Origin of the sequence: Pseudoalteromonas sp. BSi20429, from assembly GCF_000238895.1 — a bacterium.
GTDB lineage: Bacteria > Pseudomonadota > Gammaproteobacteria > Enterobacterales > Alteromonadaceae > Pseudoalteromonas > Pseudoalteromonas arctica.
Genome location: NZ_BADV01000031.1, coordinates 39,185 through 58,862, shown reverse-complemented (window position 1 = coordinate 58,862; position 19,678 = coordinate 39,185). Strand labels below are relative to the sequence as shown.

General features: G+C 40.1%; 14 protein-coding genes. 10 read left to right on the top strand and 4 right to left on the bottom strand.

Features of this window, described 5'->3' with window-relative positions; translation table 11 throughout:
* Positions 1 to 195: 195 nt before the first annotated feature.
* From ilvG to P20429_RS12775, 8 genes are all read left to right on the top strand, one after another.
* A complete protein-coding gene (ilvG, locus tag P20429_RS12740; protein WP_007582116.1) occupies positions 196 to 1,845 on the top strand; it encodes an acetolactate synthase 2 catalytic subunit in 1,650 nt (549 codons plus the stop codon).
* Complete coding sequence (gene ilvM, locus P20429_RS12745; RefSeq protein ID WP_007582114.1) at positions 1,842 to 2,087, top strand: acetolactate synthase 2 small subunit; 246 nt, start codon at positions 1,842 to 1,844, stop codon at positions 2,085 to 2,087. The genes ilvG and ilvM overlap by 4 nt, the downstream gene beginning before the upstream one ends.
* 103 nt (positions 2,088 to 2,190) lie before the next feature.
* Positions 2,191 to 4,047: a dihydroxy-acid dehydratase gene (gene ilvD / locus P20429_RS12750; protein ID WP_010553830.1), complete on the top strand. Its 1,857-nt coding sequence runs from the start codon at positions 2,191 to 2,193 to the stop codon at positions 4,045 to 4,047.
* A 2-nt stretch (positions 4,048 to 4,049) separates the two neighbouring features.
* Positions 4,050 to 5,603 carry a threonine ammonia-lyase, biosynthetic gene (gene ilvA, locus P20429_RS12755; protein ID WP_007582109.1) on the top strand — a complete coding sequence of 518 codons (1,554 nt, stop codon included), beginning with the start codon at positions 4,050 to 4,052 and terminating at the stop codon, positions 5,601 to 5,603.
* A gap of 97 nt (positions 5,604 to 5,700) precedes the next feature.
* The gene (locus tag P20429_RS12760) at positions 5,701 to 6,735 is read left to right on the top strand and encodes an ABC transporter substrate-binding protein (RefSeq protein ID WP_024591429.1); all 1,035 of its coding nucleotides are present in this window, start codon (positions 5,701 to 5,703) and stop codon (positions 6,733 to 6,735) included.
* Between the two features lie 61 nt (positions 6,736 to 6,796).
* A complete protein-coding gene (locus P20429_RS12765; RefSeq protein ID WP_007582105.1) occupies positions 6,797 to 7,972 on the top strand; it encodes a methyltransferase in 1,176 nt (391 codons plus the stop codon).
* A 30-nt stretch (positions 7,973 to 8,002) separates the two neighbouring features.
* Entirely contained in the window at positions 8,003 to 8,665 is a 663-nt protein-coding gene (gene can, locus P20429_RS12770) for a carbonate dehydratase (RefSeq protein ID WP_007582103.1), read from the top strand.
* Between the two features lie 4 nt (positions 8,666 to 8,669).
* Positions 8,670 to 9,314 (top strand): NAD(P)H-binding protein, encoded by a 645-nt coding sequence (locus tag P20429_RS12775; protein ID WP_007582101.1) that lies wholly within the window; start codon positions 8,670 to 8,672, stop codon positions 9,312 to 9,314.
* Positions 9,315 to 9,531: 217 nt separating this feature from the next.
* Here P20429_RS12775 and P20429_RS12780 read toward each other — a convergent pair whose 3' ends face one another.
* The gene (locus tag P20429_RS12780) at positions 9,532 to 9,795 is read right to left on the bottom strand and encodes an accessory factor UbiK family protein (protein ID WP_007582099.1); all 264 of its coding nucleotides are present in this window, start codon (positions 9,793 to 9,795) and stop codon (positions 9,532 to 9,534) included.
* 162 nt (positions 9,796 to 9,957) lie between these two features.
* Between P20429_RS12780 and rep the strand changes: the two genes are divergently transcribed.
* A complete protein-coding gene (rep, locus tag P20429_RS12785; RefSeq protein WP_007582097.1) occupies positions 9,958 to 11,976 on the top strand; it encodes a DNA helicase Rep in 2,019 nt (672 codons plus the stop codon).
* A 15-nt stretch (positions 11,977 to 11,991) separates the two neighbouring features.
* Here the strand turns inward: rep and P20429_RS12790 are convergent, their stop codons facing one another.
* From P20429_RS12790 to elbB, 3 genes are all read right to left on the bottom strand, one after another.
* A complete protein-coding gene (locus tag P20429_RS12790; RefSeq protein ID WP_007582095.1) occupies positions 11,992 to 14,556 on the bottom strand; it encodes a diguanylate cyclase domain-containing protein in 2,565 nt (854 codons plus the stop codon).
* Between the two features lie 164 nt (positions 14,557 to 14,720).
* Positions 14,721 to 15,116, bottom strand: a complete 396-nt coding sequence (locus P20429_RS12795) for a cytochrome c5 family protein (protein ID WP_007582093.1) — start codon at positions 15,114 to 15,116, stop codon at positions 14,721 to 14,723.
* Between the two features lie 226 nt (positions 15,117 to 15,342).
* Positions 15,343 to 15,990 (bottom strand): isoprenoid biosynthesis glyoxalase ElbB, encoded by a 648-nt coding sequence (gene elbB, locus P20429_RS12800; RefSeq protein WP_007582090.1) that lies wholly within the window; start codon positions 15,988 to 15,990, stop codon positions 15,343 to 15,345.
* A 524-nt stretch (positions 15,991 to 16,514) separates the two neighbouring features.
* Between elbB and polA the strand changes: the two genes are divergently transcribed.
* A complete protein-coding gene (gene polA / locus P20429_RS12805) occupies positions 16,515 to 19,250 on the top strand; it encodes a DNA polymerase I (RefSeq protein WP_007582086.1) in 2,736 nt (911 codons plus the stop codon).
* The last annotated feature ends 428 nt before the right edge of the window (positions 19,251 to 19,678 follow it).

Below are 19,678 nucleotides of genomic sequence, written 5' to 3'. Positions count from 1 at the left end.
GCTTACAAACGCACTTAACCTAGTCCTGATTATTATCGTGGTGATTATTCCCGCGAGGGCTTCGTAGTGCTTTAAAAACTTAAGCATTAAAAAAGCCCTCCGCACTTAACCGTTCGGAGGGCTTTTTAGTTTTAAGGGCAAAGTTTTTAGCGTAAAAATGTAATTGGGTTGTCACTGAGGAATGAGGGTTTATTAATGACAGGCGCAGAACTAACAATCGACTTATTGGCCAAACACGGCGTAAATGAAGTATTTGGCTACCCAGGCGGAGCTATTATGCCAATTTACGATGCGCTGTATGGCGCGCCAGTCAAACACTACCTTACTCGTCATGAGCAAGGTGCAGGGTTTGCAGCTGTTGGTTATGCTCGCAGCACGCGTAAATTAGGTGTGTGTTTTGCTACATCGGGCCCAGGTGCAACTAACTTAATAACTGCCCTTGCTGATGCGATGATGGACTCAGTACCATTATTGGCGATTACCGGCCAAGTGCCTACTGCAGCTATTGGTTCAGATGCGTTTCAAGAAATAGATGTACTAGGTATGTCGCTTTCGTGTACTAAGCACAGCTACATGGTAGAACGAGCGGAAGACTTAGCAGAGATATTACAAGAAGCTATTCATTTAGCGCAAAGCGGCCGACCAGGTCCTGTACTTGTCGATATCCCAAAAGATATTCAAATGGCGCAAGTACCTTTTAAGCCTTGGCTTGCAGCTGATGAATACTTACCTGAGTTAGATTTAAAGCAAGTTGCTATTGCTAATCAATTGTTGAGTGAGGCTAAACAGCCTGTAGCGTACGTAGGCGGTGGTGTACAAGCCGCTGATGCGCAAGACGAGTTAATGCAGTTTTTAAATAAAACTCAGATGCCGGCTGTATCAACACTAAAAGCATTAGGCAGTGTGTTACCTGACTACGAGCATTACTTAGGTATGCTAGGTATGCATGGTGGTCAAGCCGCTAATATTGCCGTGCAAGAATGTGATGTACTTGTGTGTATAGGTGCGCGCTTTGATGACCGCGTAACGGGTAACTTAGCTAAATTTGCAGCTAAAGCTAAAGTAATTCATTTAGATATTGATGCCGCTGAAGTAGGTAAGCGAAAACCTGCTAAAGCTTCATTAATTGCTGATTTAAAAACGTCGTTACCTGCACTTGAGTGCTTTGTAACACCTAAAGCGTGGTGTGACACAAATAAAGAAATGAATATCAAGCACGCGTGGCGTTACGACTACCCAGGTGAGAAGGTTTACGCACCGTACTTATTAAACCAACTGAGCCAACGCATGCCAAAAACTGGCGTTGTGTGTTGCGATGTAGGTCAGCATCAAATGTGGGTAGCACAACACATGAAGTTTACTCACCCGAGTAATCATTTAAGTAGTGGTGGCGCAGGCACAATGGGCTTTGGTTTACCGGCTGCTATTGGCGCACAAGTAGCACGCCCTGATGACTTTGTTATCACTGTATCGGGCGATGGCTCAATAATGATGAATATTCAAGAGTTGGCCACGATTCGCCGTAATAATTTACCTGTAAAAATATTAATTTTAGATAACCAGCGCTTGGGTATGGTTCGCCAATGGCAGGAACTGTTTTTTGAAGGACGTTACTCTGAAACTAACCTTTCGGATAACCCAGACTTTGTGCAACTAGCTGCTGTATTTGGTATTCCAGGGCAAACAATTACCCACGCTAACCAAGTTGATGATGCTATTACAGCATTAGTTAACAGCAAAGGCCCGTACATAGTACATGCCTGTATTGATGATAAAGAAAATGTTTGGCCACTTGTACCACCTGGGGCTGCTAACGACGAAATGATGACGGAGAAAGCAAAATGAAACACAGCCTAACTATTGCATTAAAAAGCCAAAGTATAGCGGTAGAGCGCTTTTTACGAGTGGTGCGTCATCGTGGTTTTAACCTAACGCATTTTCAGCTCAATATGGATGATGGCTTATACAACGTAGCCATGACGGTAGATAGTGATAAACCTATTCACCTACTAACCAGCCAGCTAAACAAGCTGGTGGATGTTAAAGAAGTCACTTTACAGAGTTTACAGCACCAACAGGCTGTGTAATTACGAATTAAAAAATAATTTACGAGTAACTGAGTCACTCGGTTATTCACCAATTTTAGAATGAGGAATGCCCGCTTATATTGCGGCAAAAACTGAGGTAACTATGGCTAAATTAAGAAGTGCAACAACAACTGAAGGACGTAAACGTGCAGGCGCAAGAGCATTATGGCGCGCAACAGGTATGACAGACTCTGATTTTGGTAAACCGATTATTGCCGTAGTTAACTCGTTTACACAATTTGTACCAGGGCATGTACACCTTAATCAGCTTAGTGAGCTTATGGGTGAGACAATAACCCAAGCCGGTGGCGTTCCAAAAGAATTTAATACCATTGCTATTGATGATGGCATTGCGATGGGACACGGCGGTATGCTTTATTCGCTGCCTTCACGCGATTTAATTGCTGACTCGGTTGAATACATGGTAAATGGTCATTGTGCGGATGCGATGATCTGTATTTCAAACTGCGACAAAATCACCCCAGGGATGATGCTTGCAGCACTACGCTTAAACATTCCGGTAATATTTGTATCGGGCGGTCCAATGGAGGCAGGTAAAACTAAACTTGCTAACATCGACATTAAACTTGATTTAGTTGATGCCATGGTTAAAGGCGCAGATGAGTCGGTAAGTGATGCAGATTCAGAGCAAGTAGAGCGCTCTGCATGTCCTACATGTGGTTCGTGCTCAGGTATGTTTACTGCAAACTCAATGAACTGTTTGTTAGAGGCAATAGGTTTAGCACTGCCGGGTAACGGTACCACGCTTGCTACCCATAAAGACCGTAAACAACTGTATGTTGAAGCAGGGGCTCGTATTGTTGATTTATGTCGTGAGTACTACCAAAAAGATAATCAAGATGTATTGCCACGCGCAATTGCCAATAAAACAGCCTTTATGAATGCAATGGTTGTTGATATTGCAATGGGCGGCTCGTCAAATACCGTATTACATTTACTCGCTGCTGCGCAAGAGGCCGGCGTTGATTTTGATATGTCGCATATTGATGCGCTTTCTCGTAAAACACCGTTTTTATGTAAAGTTGCACCAGCAACACCAGAGTACCATATTGAAGATGTACACCGTGCTGGTGGCATGATGGCAGTTGTACGTGAGCTTGGTAAAGCGGGCTTAGTTGATATGTCAGTGAATCATGTCGCAGGGTCAACGATGGCTGAGCTTGTTAAAAAATGGGATGCAACTGACCCAACTAACGAAGTAGCGCGCAAATTTTATCGTGCGGGTCCTGCGGGCATTCGTACTACTAAAGCAATGAGCCAAGAGTGTCGTTGGGATGAAGGTGATAATGACCGCGTGAATGGGTGTATTCGAAGCGTTGAACATGCTTTTCGCCAAGACGGTGGTTTAGCTGTGCTTTCGGGTAATCTAGCGGTTGATGGCTGTGTTGTAAAAAGTGCTGGCGTAGTTGATGAAATGCTACATTTTGAAGGCACCGCCATTGTATACGAATCACAAGATGATTCAGTAGAAGGGATTTTAAATAACGAAGTAAAAGCCGGCGATGTTGTTGTTATTCGTTATGAAGGCCCTAGAGGCGGCCCAGGTATGCAAGAAATGCTATACCCAACAAGCTACTTAAAATCGAAAGGCTTAGCTGAAAAATGCGCACTTATTACTGATGGTCGCTTTTCGGGTGGTACTTCGGGTTTATCAATTGGCCATGTATCGCCAGAAGCGGCGAGTGGTGGTGCAATCGCTTATGTTGAAAATGGCGACAAAATCATTATTGATATCGCAACACGTGAAATCACATTAGCGCTAAGCGATGAAGAACTTGAGGCACGTAAACAAAAGCAATTAGCACGCGGAAAAATGGCGTACAAGCCAGTTGATCGTGAGCGTTATGTCTCGTCTGCTTTAAAGGCTTATGCATTACTTGCAACAAGTGCTGATAAAGGCGCTGTGCGCGACTTAGCTAAATTGGAGGCGCTTAGTTAATTATGGTCTCTCAAGAGCTCGATTATTTTCGCGCTATTATTCAAGCAAACATGGAGCCTTTGGCTAAAGTTACTGAGGTTAGCGAAATGGCTGAACTCAGTAAAAAGCTAGGTAACCATGTTTGGTTAAAGCGTGAAGACCAACAGCCCGTGTATTCATTTAAGTTACGCGGTGCGTATAACAAATTAAATAAATTACCTAAAGGCTCAGTGGTTATTACTGCTTCTGCGGGTAATCATGCTCAAGGGGTTGCATTAAGTGCATCTCACCTTGGGCATCAAGCAACTATTGTAATGCCAGTAACAACGCCTGAAATAAAAGTCAGCGCAGTGCGCGCACTTGGCGGTGAAGTTGTATTACATGGCCATCATTTTGATGCAGCAAAAGCATATGCGCTTGAGCTTACAGAGCAGCGTAACGGTATATTTGTCCCGCCATTTGACGATCCGGATGTCATTGTTGGTCAAGGCACTGTAGCACGCGAGTTAATGCAGCAATTAAACGAGCTTGATGCTGTGTTTATTCCTGTTGGCGGCGGCGGTTTACTTGCTGGTATGGCGGTTTATATTAAATCGCTGCGTCCAGATATAAAAGTAATTGGCGTAGAGGCCGACGAAAGTGCGTGTTTACAAGCAGCACTTGAAGCAGGTAAGCCAGTAGAGCTTGATCGCGTTGGTAGTTTTGCCGATGGCGTAGCGGTTAAAATTATTGGCACTGAAACATTTCGTTTAGCACAAAAGTTTTGCGATGAAGTTGTAACCGTTACCAGCGATGAAATATGTGCAGCCATGCAGGATATTTTTGTATCTACCCGTGCAATTGCAGAGCCATCAGGTGCACTTGCAACGGCTGGGCTTAAAAAATGGAGTCAGCAGTCGGGGTTAAAAGGACTACATTTAGCGGCTGTGCTTTCGGGTGCTAATTTAAACTTTGATCGCCTGCGTTATGTTGCAGAGCGCACTGCGCTGGGTGAAAAAAACGAAGCGCTATTAGCCGTTACTATTAAAGAAGAAAAAGGCAGTTTTAAACAGTTTTGTGCTTCTTTAGGTGGCCGTGCTATTACTGAATTTAACTACCGTTATGCAGGGCCTGGTGAAGCACAAATATTTGTGGGCATTGCTCTGCGCCAAGGCGAGCAAGAGCTTAATGAGTTAAAGCAAGACTTAACAAATAACGATTATCAATTTTGCGATTTGTCGGATAACGAACTCGCTAAATTACATGTGCGTTATATGGTTGGCGGAAAAGCACCAGAGCAATTACATGAACGTTTATTGCGTTTTGAATTTCCTGAGTATCCGGGTGCGCTTGCACGCTTTTTAGATACTTTAGGCAGCAATTGGAACATTACCTTATTTCATTATCGTAATCATGGTGGTTCGATGGGGAATGTACTGGCAGGTTTTGCTATTGAGCCGAGTCAGTATGAAATGTTTAACGAGCATTTGAATCGCTTAGGTTACAGTGTACAAGATGAAACACAAAATCCGTGTTTTACCCAATTTTTAACATCAAAACCGCAAGCAGAAAAAGCCGAAAAACTCGCCTCAGTATAACCCTTCTTTAAAGGCAGGCACCTAACTAGGGTGCTTGCTTTATTACACGTTTTACATATAGTTACAGGTAATCGTCATACTTTTTGAGGACACCTATTTGCTATTTAAAGGATTAATCATTGGATTGTGCTTTTTTTGCAGCCATATCGCGGCGCAAGAATCAGTCACATTACAGCTAAAATGGACACATCAGTTTCAGTTTGCTGGCTACTATATGGCTAAGCAAAAAGGCTTTTATAATGAAGCGGGCCTTGATGTAACTATTAAACAAGCTAATCCAATGAAACCTGATACCTTTGGTCCTGTGGCCAGTGGCGAAGCACAATTTGGTGTAGGGCATTCTGGTATTTTACAGCAACGTATAAATGGCCAACCTCTTGTTGCTATGGCTGCCTTATTGCAGTTTTCACCTTATTGCTGGATGGTTAAAGACACGTCTGATATTTTTCATCCACGTGACTTTGTTAATAAACGTATCACTGCTGTGAGCAAAAATGACGGCACCGAGCTACTTATTATGCTTAAACGCAGTGGCGTTGATGTAGATAAACTCAAAGTTTACAATGGCGAAAATTTTAACCAGGCTTGGATTGAAAACAAGCTAGATGCTATGCAAGTTTATGTTACTACAGAGCCTTATTATATGACTCAACAAGGCGTAGCTCATCGGCTTGTTTGCCCACAGCGTTATGGTATGGATGTATATAGCGACATTTTATTTACCAGCGAAAACATGCTTAAGCAAAACCCACAAACGGTCGAAAAATTCTACCAAGCGAGCCTAAAAGGTTGGCGCTATGCAATGATGAATATGGATGAAGCCATTGCAGTCACCCAGCAAAACTATGCACCGAGTAAGAGCTTTCATCAGCTCGCCTTTGAGGCTGAAGTACTAAAAAGTTATATAACCCCACCCACTACCAGTTTAGGGCATATGTCGATAGCAAAGTGGCGTTTAATTGCTGACTTATATGGCATACAGCAAAACGAATTTGACGAAGTGAAATCTCACTTTATTTATAAATACCAAGAGCCAGAAAAGATGCAATTATCATGGATGCTTATAGCAGCTATTTTGGTGAGTATTATTTCAATACCTTTGTATTTACGGCTGATTTTTAGCCAAAAATAACTGCTTAATGAGAGCTCACTGAGCTGATATAATTAATTGTCTTTTTATTTTTTAAGCTGTTATGACTTTAGCCGAGCAATTTTTTGCACTTGATTCACTTTTAATGCGCCATCGTCAGTATTGGCAGTGCACCGCATTTGATTTTGACACTATTCCTTGGCCAGAGCTGCAAGGCATACTTAACGAACTAACTGATGATCAGGTAACCGTTCTTGATAACGATCAAAATCAGCTATACCAATTTTTTAGCCAACACATAAACCAACTTGATGAACTTGCTAAGCTATGTGAGTTACCTAGCTCTGCACACTCTCGATCTGATTATCCGTTTTGGATAAGTAACGGCATTAAAGGTCGTAAGTTTGATCAGTTACAAGACTTTGTATCTGCACTACCTAATACTAAGCAACCAGTTTTAGAGTGGTGCGCGGGTAAAGGGCACTTAGGGCGCATGCTTGCTTTTAATGGCGCAAGTGATGTGCATAGTATTGAACTGCAACAAAGCTTATGCGAGCAAGGACAAAAAAGTGCACAGCAACAAGGCTTGGCAATGCACTTTAGCCAAGCAGATGTATTAAAAGAGGATATCACTCAATTTTTTAATGCTGATATGCATGCCGTAGCGCTACACGCATGTGGTGGTTTGCACCAAGCATTTATGCGTCAAGCAAGTTTAGCGAAAGTACAGCAAATTAGCTTTTCACCTTGTTGCTATCATTTATTTACGGCTAATGAGTACCGTGTAATGAGTGAGGTTGCAAACCAAAGTGAGCTTAACCTAACGCATCGCGATTTAAAGCTCGCATTACAAGAAACCGTTACAGCGCCTTCTCGTCTGGAAAAAGTACGTAAAACAGAACTAGAATGGCGGCTTGGTTTTGACGCACTTAGAAAATCGATTACTGGCGAGCAATATTATGTAAGCGTACCTTCGGTTAACAAAGCTATATTCTCAGATTCGTTTAAATCATTTTGTGCATGGGCTGCAGATAAAAAGGCAATAAACCTACCTCAAGATACTGATTATAATAAATATTTATATATTGGTGTTGCTCGAAAAAAAATAACTGACCGAGTTGAACTGGTTCGACATGTGTTCAGAAGAGCAATTGAAGTTTGGCTTGTGCTCGATCGTGCTTTATATTTGCAACAGCAAGGCTATCAAGTAAGCGTTAAAACGTTTTGTGAAAAGCAGTTAACGCCTCGTAATATTTTGATTCTTGCTAATATCCATTAAATTTCCGTCCTCGACTTAATAAGAGATGCAATGAGAAAGTTAAAAAATTTATTCGATAACAATAAACGTTGGGCTGCACGTACAAGCGAAGCTGATCCTGAGTTTTTTAAAATTTTATCTATGCAACAAAATCCAGAGTATTTATGGATTGGTTGTTCAGACTCTCGTGTACCTGCTAATCAAATAGTTGATTTATTACCAGGCGAATTATTTGTGCATCGTAACGTTGCAAACGTGGTTGTACACACTGACCATAACTGTTTGTCGGTTATGCAGTACGCTGTAGAGGTTTTAAAAGTAAAACATATCATGGTAGTAGGTCACTATGGCTGTGGTGGCGTACAAGCCGTTTTAAACAATGCAAAATTTGGCTTTATTGATAATTGGCTACGCCATGTAGGGGATGTAAAAGAAAAGCATCTTGAACAACTTGATGCAATGCCAGAAAGCGAACGTTTAAGTCGCCTTATTGAGCTAAATGTAATTGAGCAAGTGCGTAATGTATGCCGTACTAACATTGTGCAAGATGCGTGGGAGCGCGGCCAAGAGCTAAGCGTTCATGGTTGGGTTTATGGTTTAGAAAACGGCCATCTTCATGATTTAGAATCTGTAGTAACGTGCGCGAGTGAAGAAACGCAAAGCTACAAAAAAGCAGTGCAGCACGTACTTAATAAAGTGGGCGAAAATAAATAAATTTATGACTAAAACGGCGATATTAATAGGTGCTACAGGTTTGGTCGGTAATGAGTTGCTACATAAGCTACTTAAGAGCGATCGTTATACCAAAGTGGTTACGTTAAGTCGTCGGGCTTTGCCTATTACACACGCAAAGCTAGTTAATCACGTTATTGATTTTGAAAAATTAACTCAATACGTTGAGCTTTTTAAAGGTGACGTATTGTTTTCGTGTTTGGGCACAACCCGTAAACAGGCGGGCTCTACACAAGCTCAGCGTAAAGTAGATTTTGATTATCAGTTTATAGCGGCGCAGTTAGCGGCATGTAATGGTGTTACGCATTACTGCTTAGTGTCATCAAGCGGGGCGAACACGCACAGTAATAGTGCTTATTTGAAAATGAAGGGTGAGCTTGAGCAACATATAAAAGCACTCCCTTTTGATAAAATAAGTATTTTACAACCATCTTTATTATTAGGTGATCGTGAGCAATTTAGAGTGGCAGAAAAGATAGGCAGTATTATTTTTCCTGTTATTACACGATTTGCGTTTTTAAAGCGTTACAAACCAATAACTGGCGAGCAAGTTGCGCAAAAAATGCTGAGTGTGAGTTTAGCGCAGCAGGCTAAATTATTTTATTACGTACTTGATGAGCTATTTGAATAAACTTAGTAAAACGCAAAAGGCAGCCTAAGCTGCCTTTTTTGTACATTAAATTAATACCAATTTTATTAAAAACATGATCATTCTAGCGTATTAAATAACTCACTAACTACGTTAAAAATTATTTATATAGAACAACTATGTATCATAATTTTAGCCTTGTTATAGAGCTATTTCCTTATCGCTATAATAGATCACTAATTTAATGCAATTGGTATAATTATTCAGCGTCAGTTTTAGTGCTAAGTTGTTGCTCAAGCAATGCAACTTTAGCTTCAAGTTCGGTTAGTTTTTCGCGAGTACGAATAAGTACTTGGCTTTGCACATCAAATTCTTCACGGCTCACAAAATCCATCTCAGCAAGCTTGTTTTGTAAAACTTGCTTTGTTTTACCTTCGAGTGTCTCTGCTAGGTTTTTTACACCTTGTGGCATATTGCTAGTAATTTGCTTAGCAATTTCTTCAAGTTTTGCTGGGTTGATCATATTTGTCCCTTTGATGCGGCCTAAAATAATAATGACTAATATTACCTTATACCCACGGTATTTAACACATGATCATCTTTACCTTAATTAATTAAGGCAATTGCTATGCTCGCAGTAATGGTTACGTTAAAATTGCGCGTCTTTTAAATTTCTTTGGTCGTTATGAAACTCAATCCTAAACAAGATGAAGCCGTAAAATATATTAGTGGTCCATGCTTAGTACTCGCAGGCGCAGGCTCTGGTAAAACCCGTGTTATTACGAATAAAATCGCTTATTTAGTGAAAAAATGTGAGTACAAAGCGCGAAATATAGCCGCTGTTACTTTTACCAATAAAGCAGCCAAAGAAATGCGTGAACGAGTACTGCAAACGCTCGGAAAGCAAGACGCTAAAGGTTTATGGGTATCAACGTTTCATACACTCGGTTTAGAAATAATAAAAAAAGAGTTAAGCACATTAGGGTTTAAACCCGGCTTTTCGTTATTTGATGATCAAGATACCAATCAGCTTCTAAGTGAGCTCACCGAAGATGAGCTAAAAAAAGACAAGGACTTACTCAAACTACTTAAAATGGAAATTGGTAGTTGGAAAAACGAATTAGTACTGCCAGAGCAAGCAATACGCGAAGCGCGTGATGCGCAAAAGGCATTGTTTGCACAGCTGTATGCTCGCTACCAAAATCAGCTACGTGCTTATAACGCACTGGATTTTGATGATTTAATTATGATCCCTACTTTGTTACTTACTAATAACGCCACATCTCGTGAGCGCTGGCAGCAACGCTTTAAATACTTGCTGGTGGATGAGTATCAAGATACCAATACAAGCCAATATCAACTTGTTAAATTGCTAGTAGGCGAGCGTGCCCGTTTTACTGTGGTAGGTGATGACGATCAATCAATTTACTCATGGCGTGGTGCTCGCCCGCAAAACTTAGTGTTATTAGGTAAAGACTACCCAGGGCTTAGACTTATAAAGCTTGAGCAAAACTATCGAAGTGCAGGGCGAATACTAAAAGCGGCTAACATTTTAATTGCGAATAACCCACATGAGATAGAGAAAAAGTTATTTAGTGAACTAGGTTATGGTGAGCCGATTAAAGTAATAGGGTGCCGCGATGAAGAGCATGAATCTGAGCGTGTGGTTGCTGAAATAATTTCACATAAGTTTATGAAGCGAACCAGCTATAAAGATTACGCGATTTTATATCGTGGTAATCATCAAGCACGTGGCTTTGAAAAATCTTTAATGAGTAACCGTATCCCTTATAAAATTAGTGGCGGTATGTCGTTTTTCGCTCGCTCAGAAATTAAAGATATTATGGCGTATTTACGTTTGCTAGTTAATCAAGATGATGACAATGCATTTTTACGTATCGTAAATACACCGCGACGCGAAATAGGCACGGTTACACTTGAAAAGCTTGGTACGCTTGCTAACGAAAAACACGCGAGCTTATTTGCTACCTGTTTTGATAACGATTTAGGCTACAGACTAAAAGGGCGTGGTTTTAATGCGCTTGCTGGATTTGCACGCTGGGTTGTTGAGCTATCTGATAACGCAGTACGCGGTGATACGCTCGAAGCTGTTAAAGACTTAGTGCGTAATATTAATTACGAGGCATATTTGTACGAGTCGTCACCGAGTGCAAAAGCGGCTGAAATGCGTATGAAAAACGTATCAGAGCTGTATCGTTGGATAACAGATATGTTGACCGGTGATGCCGACAACGAACCAATGACATTAGCCGAGGTTGTTAGCAAGCTAACCCTTCGCGATATGCTTGAGCGTAACGAAGAAGAAGATGAAACCGATGCAGTGCACTTATCAACACTACATGCATCAAAAGGCTTAGAGTACCCGTACGTATTTATGGTGGGTATGGAAGAGGGTTTACTTCCGCATCAGGTAAGTATTGATGAAGATAACGTAGATGAAGAACGCCGCTTAGCTTATGTTGGTATTACTCGTGCACAGCAGGAGTTAACACTTACTTACGCAAAAATACGTCGTCAATTTGGTGAAACCTCACAAACTGAGTTAAGCCGATTTGTACAAGAGTTACCGCAGGACGATCTCGCGTTTGAAAATAAAAAGGCGCCAAATACGCAAGCAGAGCGAATGGAAAAAGGCCAAGCAAGAGTCGCTAACCTTCGTGCAATGTTTAAAAAGCCTGAGTAATACCTCAGGCTAATTTTATAAAGACTGGGTTGCTTGTATTTCAGGTAACTCAGAACACACTAGAGCGTGTTGTTTTCCCACAAAAAATGCCAAACCGTGCTTGTCTAGTAAAGCTCTAAAATTAAGTATTGATGGGCCTTTAGCAATGACTTTCATTGCTTTGAGCTTTGTAATTGCAAGCACGCCCTGTAGCTGAAAATCGTAACTTTCTTGTTGTAAAACACGTTTACTAAAGGTCGAGCTAAGTAGCAGATAGTCAAAATTAATATCGGTTAGTAAATTAAGTTCGCATCGATCTTTAGCGAAATTGTTTAAACCAATTGAATAACCAAGTTGTGATAGCTTTTTGAGGTTTTCTATTTGTGTTGCGCTTGCGTGACGAATTTCTTGCTCATCAAATAGCAAACAGAGCTGGCTATGTCCTTGTTGCTTATTTAGCGTATCTGTAAATAAAACAAATTCGTGCTCCTCGAGTAGTAAACCAGAGCAAGGAACCAGCGCCATAGTTACATTTGCGGTAATTGCTTGTGCATAAGCGCGTTGTAATAACTGTAACTCTATCTCGAGGTGCTGTTCTTTATCTGATGCAAACTTTTTCAAAATATCAAAGCTAGTAAAGCCAAGTATTGGGTGTTCACCAAATGCTTCAAATAAAGATTCAGACTGATGTTGCTCATCAAGAGTAATTATTTCTGAGCTTCTAAAACTCATAGGTAATATATCAAGGTGATGTTGTGCTTTTAGTGCCTGCGCAGGTATTGATTGCGTTAATAGCGGATGAAATAGCTCGTAGCGATTTTTTCCGGAGTTTTTAGCGTGATACATTGCAGCATCGGCATCACGAATAATTTCATCCGTATGCGTATAGCTTTTCTTTGAGTAGGTTATTCCTATACTAGCACCACTTTGAAGTGATTCGCCTTTAAGGAAAAAAGGCTTTTTCATTAAATCGATAATACGATTAGCAACATCTTCTGCTTGTTGAGGCTCAGTTAAGTGCGTTAATAAAATAACAAACTCATCGCCACCTAAGCGTGCTAGTAAATCATGTTCGCGTATACACTGGGCAAATAACTCACTAACGTTAATTAAAAACTGATCGCCAGCATGGTGACCAAGTTGGTCGTTAATGTCTTTAAACTTATCTAAATCAATAAATAAAACAGCAAAATTATGTTCAGGAAAGCGCTGATAATGTTGTAGCGTTTTTTCAAGCTGAGTTAAAAAGAGGCTGCGATTAGGTAAGCTAGTAAGAGAGTCGTGATGTGCGTCGTGATAAAGCTGCTGCTCTATTTTTTTACGCTCATCTATTTGCATTTGTAAGTGCAGATTTGTTTGACGCAGTTCTTTGGTTTTTTCGTTTACTCTAAATTCGAGTTCTTGATGGCTTTTTGCAATCGCTTGATTGGTGAGCTTTGTTTGTAAAACCGCTGCAATTTGATGAGATACAAAGGTAATTAACTCGCAATCATCCCGGCTGAAAATATGTTTGTTATCGTAAGCTTGGCAAACAATAAGGCCGATAACACCTTGAGCTGTTTTAAGTGGAGCGCCTAACCAACTAGTGGCCATTTGCTCTTTTTGTACAGGCTTAGCTCTTTGTACTACACCGCTTTCTATTAATTCTTTTGCTCTACACGGGTGTATAAGTTGCGTTTCTTCAGTGCTTATTACCAGTTCACTATAACCTTTAGCAAAGCGTCTTGGTTGTGTGTTTTCTTTAAATTCATCTACACAATAAGGGAAGCTTATCCAGCCAGACTCTTTATCGTAAAGTGCAATATATAAGTTCTCTGCGTAGGTAATTGTTTTTATTATTTCATGTATCTTAAAGTAAGCATCATCAAGGTTTTTAGCTTGCGTTGCTATTTCAGATATTTTAAACAGAATTTGTTGGCGTTGAAGTGCGCGTTTGCGTTGTTCTATTTCAAGGTTTAACGCGTCGTTACTTTGAGTGAGTGCACGGGTACGAATTTTAACTTCTGACTCAAGGAGCTCTCGTTTTTTTACACGCTCTATTGCAGTTGCTAAATAAAGCGACATAAACTCAAGTAATTGTATTTGTTGTGAGCTATAGCCTTGTTTTGTATCGTAACTTTGCGCTGCTAAAACACCGATAATATTATGTTCTTGGTAAACCGGAACACCTACCCAATGCTCTGCTGGAGTGCCTAATGCTTTAAATAAGCCTTCTGCTGCGGCATTTTGCATTTGCTGCTTGGTAAAACATGTGGTTTTACCCTGTTTAAATACATAACCAGTGGCGCCTTCATCAAAGCTATTTGATTGGTTAAGGGCGACGGCAATACCATCTTTTTCATCTGAAAAGTAAGAAAGTTCTAACGATTGACTGTATTGATTTAATAGCACCACATAAAAACTTTTACTCGGCACATATTTTTGTAAAATGTCGTGGATAGCGGGATAAAGTAGGGTTAGCTCGGCAACAGTACTTGCTTGCTCTGATAATTGTATCAGCGCATTTTGTAAGTGATGTGATTGTTTGTATTTATTGAGTAATGTTTTTAGACGTTTATTTTGATACGCCAATTTACTCGATACTGAGAGTTTATCTTCCAATGATCTAACCGGCTATTTTTATTGTATAGTTATTAGCCTTATACTTTCACTTTTAGCGCTTATCGTCAAGTTGATATTCGTACTATCATACTGGCTAGAAACACTATTTTAGGTATTAAAAAAGGCTTACCGAAGTAAACCTTTTTTGTGTATTTCAGCTGTATTTACTTAGATGTCATGAAGTCGATGGCAGCGCTTATCTCATCATCAGAACAATCCATACAGGTACCTTTTGGAGGCATCGCATTAAAGCCATTTAGTGCATGCTCAAGTAAAGTGTCTTTACCTTTAGCTATACGTGGAGCCCAATCGTCAGGCGATTTAGGCGCGCCTAGTGCACCAGTACCGTGACATGCAAAACATGCACCTTGATACACTTGCTCACCAGAACGAGGGCCTGTAGGCGCCGCTGCTACAGCAGCTTTATCGCCTTCAAGGTATACAGCACCAACCGGCGCGAGACGTGCTTTAATTGCATCTTCAGTCATAGAGTTATCATATGGCTGTGCGTATGCAGTGGTTGCTAGCATTAATAATGCTGCAGCTGTTAATTTTTTCATTTTGCCTTGCTCACTTCGATTTGAACGTGATCAATCACGATTAAAGATGACGGAAATTAAACCGATTATAACTCTCTGAGCCAATTTATAAAATGCTAAGAGGCGTTTTTATTAATAAAACTGACTACTTTTTGCGTTAACGCAATAAAATTTAATTATTTACTGTTTTTTGTTAAGCAATTTAATAAGCGCAAACAGTCATACAATTAACTTTTAGATCCTAAGATCAATTTATTGATAATACGCTACTAACTAGTTTTTCGATCCCTGCATCGGCTTCAATAATTGATTGCGCAAGCATATAAGCTGGGGTTGTAACTAGCTTATTTGGCTGATCAATAACAACATCATCTACTGCACAATTTATATGTTTAGCGCCTAATGTGCTTAGCGCTTGTGCTGTCTCTGCATCGTTACCAATAGTAAGTACAGCGTTATCGTAAATAAATGGGATCAAAGCGGGTGCAATACACATATAACCAGCAGGCTTATTTTCTTTTGCAAATGATTTACAAGCATTAAGTACGTCTTCATTAATATTTGCTTTTGCGCCTTTAATTGCAAAGTCACATAAGTTTTTTGCAGCGCCAAAACCGCCAGGTACAATTAATGCGTCAAACTGAGTTACGTCTAGTTCAAGCAGCGATTTAATGTCACCCCGTGCAATACGAGCCGCTTCTGTTAATACATTACGTTTATCAGGCATTACTTCGCCCGTTAAATGGTTAATGGTATGAAGTTGTTCAATATCCGGTGCAAAACACTGATAAGTTGCGCCATTTTTGGCTATATGTAATAAAGTTAAAATTGCTTCATTAATTTCACTACCATCGTACACACCAGACCCTGCTAATATTACCGCTACGTTTTTCATGCTTTTGTGCCCCTAAAGTCTTTTTTATAAGTCGATCGGATGAAGTCTAACATGCTCAAAATTTCTCGCGAAAATAAATTTTTAGTACAAAAATCATTCTCTATGCAAGTTGTATTGCGGTTTATGCCATTTGCGATCACTTTGCCTTTAAAAAAATTATAAAGGATCGCTATGATCTTCGATCCATTGTGCTAGAATACTCCTCCGGTTATTTAAATGGACGCGAATAATCAAAGTGAATAACAACACAAGCAGTCGTTAGAAAACCTTTTTCCACATTGGTTTAAAATAATAAAAAAAGAACCTCGTATTATCTTTTTTAAATTAAAACATACAGTTAAAGTATTTTCTAGGCATTTTATAATGCTTTGGAAGAATACCTCGTGGCTGTTATCTACACACTTATCCACAGCTTGCTATAGTTTTAATAACACGATAAGCAGTAATTCACTGTCGTTTTATTTACTACCTTATGGCATGCTTATAATTACCTTAATTTTTTGCATTTAGGATCCAAATTCACCATGGCTCAGATCCCCGAAAACCCACTTATTTTAGTTGATGGCTCGTCATATTTATTTCGTGCTTATCATTCTCCGCCGCATTTAACTAATTCTAAAGGTGAAGCTACGGGCGCTATTTATGGCGTGATCAACATGCTTAAAAGCTTGATCAGACAATACGATCCCTCACATATGGTGGTTATATTTGATGCTAAAGGTAAAACGTTCCGTAACGATATGTATAGCGAGTATAAGGCAAATCGTCCGCCTATGCCGGATGACTTACGCACTCAAATAGCACCAATACACAGTATTATTAAAGCGATGGGCTTTCCGCTAATTAGTATTGAAGGCGTTGAAGCTGATGATGTTATTGGTACATTTGCACGTATAGCGTCAGAGCAAAAACGACATGTACTCGTCTCTACTGGCGATAAAGACATGGCACAGCTTGTTAATGAACACGTTACGCTAATAAACACGATGACTGACAGTATTTCAGATCCCGTTACCGTGGTTGAAAAGTTTGGTGTAGGCCCTGAACTTATTATTGATTACTTAGCATTAATGGGTGATAAGGTCGATAATATTCCGGGTGTTGAAGGTTGTGGTCCTAAAACTGCAGTTAAATGGTTAGAAAAATATGGTTCTTTACAAGGTGTAATGGATCACGCCAGTGAGATTAAAGGTAAAATAGGTGAAAAGTTAGCAATTGCTCTTGATCATCTGCCTTTAAGCTACGAACTTGCGACAATTAAGTGTGATGTTGAAGTTGAATCTGATCTTGATACATTCAAACTTCAAGAGCCTAATAAAGACGAATTAATTGCATTATATGGTGAGTGCGAATTCCGTCGTTGGTTAGCTGAATTACTTGATAATCCTAAAGATGCTGAAACACATTTAGCTGTACCTACCCAAGCCACTGAATTACCAAAAGTAGAAGATGCTCATTACGAAACTATTTTAACGCAAGTGCAATTTGATACGCTAATAGAGCAATTAAATAGTGCTGAGTTATTTGCATTTGATACTGAAACAACCAGCCTTGATTACATGAAAGCGCAATTGGTGGGTATGAGCTTTGCCGTAAAAGCGGGTGAAGCTGTGTATTTACCGGTAGCGCATGACTACCCAGGTGCGCCTGAGCAATTAAGCCTTGAATTTGTAATGCAAAAGCTAGGTCCAATTTTGGCAGATGAAAACAAAGCTAAAGTAGGGCAAAACCTTAAATATGACAAAAGCGTATTAGCGAATGCAGGTTTTGCGCTAAATGGTATTAAGTTTGACACCATGCTTGAGTCGTATGTATTTAATAGTGTAGGCACGCGTCACGATATGGACTCGCTAGCACTTAAATACCTAGGTCATAAAAATATTAGCTTTGAAGATATTGCTGGCAAAGGTAAAAAGCAACTTACCTTTAACCAAATTGAACTTGAAAAAGCAGCGCCTTACGCCGCAGAAGATGCCGATATTACTTTGCGTTTACACGAAGTGCTTTGGCCAAAAATAGCAGCTGATGAAAAGCTAAAATCGGTATTTGAAGATATAGAAATGCCACTTATTAGTGTGATTTCTGATATTGAACGCACCGGTGTTGCGATAGATAGCAATATGCTTGCAGCGCACAGCCAACGTTTAGGCGAGCGTTTAATTGAGCTTGAAAAAGAAGCGTTTGAAATAGCAGGCGAACCATTTAATTTAAGCTCTCCTAAGCAGCTACAAGTACTGTTGTTTGAAAAGCTTGGGCTGCCTATTATTAAAAAAACGCCTAAAGGTGCACCTTCTACCGCAGAAGAAGTACTGCAAGAACTTGCTCATGATTATCCGCTACCTAAAGTAATTATAGAGCATCGTGGTTTATCAAAGCTTAAATCAACGTATACCGATAAATTACCATTAATGGTGAATGAGAAAACCCAGCGTGTACATACGTCTTATCATCAGGCAATTACAGCTACGGGGCGCTTGAGTTCAACTGATCCTAATTTACAAAATATTCCTATTCGTTCAGAAGAAGGACGTCGTATTCGTGAAGCGTTTATAGCCGCAGATGGTTATAAAATTGTCGCTGCCGATTACAGTCAAATTGAGCTACGTATTATGGCGCATCTTTCACAAGACAAAGGTCTATTAAATGCATTTGCTAACGGCTTAGATGTACATAGTGCAACTGCCGCTGAAGTATTTGGTGTAGAGCTTGATGATGTAACTACCGATATGCGCCGTAAGGCGAAAGCAGTAAACTTTGGCTTAATTTACGGTATGTCGGCATTTGGTTTAGCACGTCAACTAGATGTGCCACGCCACGAAGCGCAGCATTACATAGATAAATACTTTGAGCGTTTTCCAGGTGTATTAGAGTACATGGAAACAACACGCGAAAAAGCAGCTGAAAATGGCTACGTTGAAACAATATTTGGTCGTCGCCTACATTTACCAGAAATAAACGCACGTAATGGGGCGCGTAGAAAAGGAGCCGAACGTGCTGCTATAAACGCACCAATGCAAGGTACTGCCGCCGATATTATTAAAAAGGCAATGCTGAGCGTTAACCGCTGGGTACACGAACAAGCGCCAAATACAATTAAGCTGCTTATGCAAGTGCACGATGAATTAGTATTTGAAATCAAAACAGACTGCGCACCACAGTACACAAAACACATTTGTGAACTGATGTCGCAAGCTGCTGCGCTAGATGTACCACTTATAGTTGAAGCTGATGAAGGTGACAACTGGGAACAAGCTCATTAATGCAATTTTAGCATTTTAATTAAAGCGCCTTTTGGCGCTTTTTTTATGTTTAATAAAAATGGCGAATAACAGCGATTCAATCAGGTATATGCAAGCTTTAGTTAAAATAAGGTTAATTTAAGCAACTATTTGTATTAAATAGTTATATGTTCGTCAATTCGAGCTGTTTTACAGGAATATGATTGTATTTTAATGCGTGCTTTTGTTAAAGTCCTGCCTGTCCTATCCTGTAGGACATCCTGTTGATGATGCATCTGAAAGGGTGCAACAAATTGATAGCTTCTCCCCAGTTTGCTATACCGGCCTACCAACTTGTTTGGTGGGCCGTTTTTTGTTTTACGCCTGAAAATCCTATCTAATTAATTCTTTATTGCGCTATACCAATTGTATTATTCATTCGTCATTTCGAGGTGGTTTGGGTACATCGC